1 protein-coding gene is annotated in these 562 nt (G+C 39.7%); it reads left to right on the top strand.

All coding sequences use genetic code 11. The annotated features are described in order from the left end of the window. Positions 1-185 precede the first annotated feature (185 nt). Positions 186-311, top strand: a complete 126-nt coding sequence (locus tag E2L07_RS21600; protein ID WP_276399906.1) for a hypothetical protein — start codon at positions 186-188, stop codon at positions 309-311. Positions 312-562: the final 251 nt, after the last annotated feature.

Genomic DNA, 562 nt, shown 5'->3' with positions numbered 1-562 from the left:
GTTGTTTTGTGGCGAACGAGAAATTACGTTTTATTCGGTTGAAGGCTGGTACCAGCCTTCAACCGAATAAAAGGCCACCAAGCGTAGCGCGGTAGCCCTTCACCCCAACATTTGACGGAGAACCTTCCGAAAAAGACGAAACACGTAAAATCGTTTGTAGAAACCAATAACAGGAGGAGTGTACGGTGGGGGCAATCACATCATCACCAACATCATCTGGAGAACATCAGCATCATATGGGAGCAATAGAAAGTGAAACTCAAACAACAGTTATTTTCAAGGATCGTGTATTCCGTGTGATATCAGCATAATACGAATAAAGAGACTGGGCTGAGCCAAAAAGGGATAAAATGTATCCCTTTTTGGCTCAGTCCTTTTTGATGCTTTTAAATCTCTAAAAAGTGATTTCCTCCTTCCTCAAAAAATTACCAAGGGGAGAGTGTAAAATATTTTGTGTAAATAGAAATGCACTAAATGATGTTCATAGAAAAAAGAAGACCCTTTCTGTAGAATAAAGTTAGCCGACTAAATTCACAGAAAAGAGGTCTTCCCTATGAATCAT

The organism is Halalkalibacterium halodurans, assembly GCF_004376175.1.
GTDB classification, from domain to species: Bacteria; Bacillota; Bacilli; order Bacillales; family Bacillaceae_D; genus Halalkalibacterium; species Halalkalibacterium halodurans.
The sequence above is the reverse complement of the archived record's forward strand: the minus strand, read 5'-3'. Positions and strand labels throughout refer to the sequence as shown.